The sequence below is a fragment of the Spiroplasma sp. hy2 genome (assembly GCF_044714365.1).
GTDB lineage: Bacteria > Bacillota_I > Bacilli_A > Mycoplasmatales > Mycoplasmataceae > Spiroplasma > Spiroplasma phoeniceum.
Genome location: NZ_RXFZ02000331.1, coordinates 1 through 639 on the forward strand (window position 1 = coordinate 1; position 639 = coordinate 639).

General features: G+C 27.1%; 1 protein-coding gene. It reads right to left on the reverse strand.

Annotated elements, in window-relative coordinates; genetic code table 4:
- On the reverse strand, positions 1 to 190 hold a 190-nt coding region (locus EHV01_RS06360; RefSeq protein ID WP_422066723.1), incomplete at its 3' end, for a hypothetical protein.
- Positions 191 to 639: the final 449 nt, after the last annotated feature.

Below are 639 nucleotides of genomic sequence, written 5' to 3' on the forward strand. Positions count from 1 at the left end.
TACCATAATCACTTGGTTTAGCATTATTAGGTTTTCAACCTGTTTCAGTATCAGGAATATATGAACTATAAACATTAAATGGAAATACCATTCAATGGCGATTATCTCGTATATTTTCTCTAATATCTATTAAAGTATCATGGGCTTGTCTTCTTAATTCTTCGATAACCCCTGGGTTAATTCTACTCATTTGTTAATTCTCCTTAATTTCTGTTCTACCTTGTAAAGCATTTTGATTATTACCAGTTTCATCATATTCCATTAATTTATTATTATGTTCAATTTCTTTGGCTTGCATTTTATCTTGTCATGCTTCTATTTTTTCAAAATATTTAGTTGCTTCTAATTCATCAATATTATCATATTCAGTAATTGCTCTTATTGGTTCCATTGTGCCATTATCTAATCTAGTAGTAATTAATTCATTTTGTCGCATTTGGTCTACTAAACTAGCACTAACAAAATCAAAACCATAAGGTCTTTCACAAGTACCATCTCATAAATCATAATATTTTAAAACAGTGTCAAATATTTTTGTATAATATTGTTTACGATATGCTTGTAAATATGCTTGTTTTTCTAAATCTTTGGTTTTAGTTAATAAAGATTGTGTTTTATTTTGGTCATTATCTGATTTAT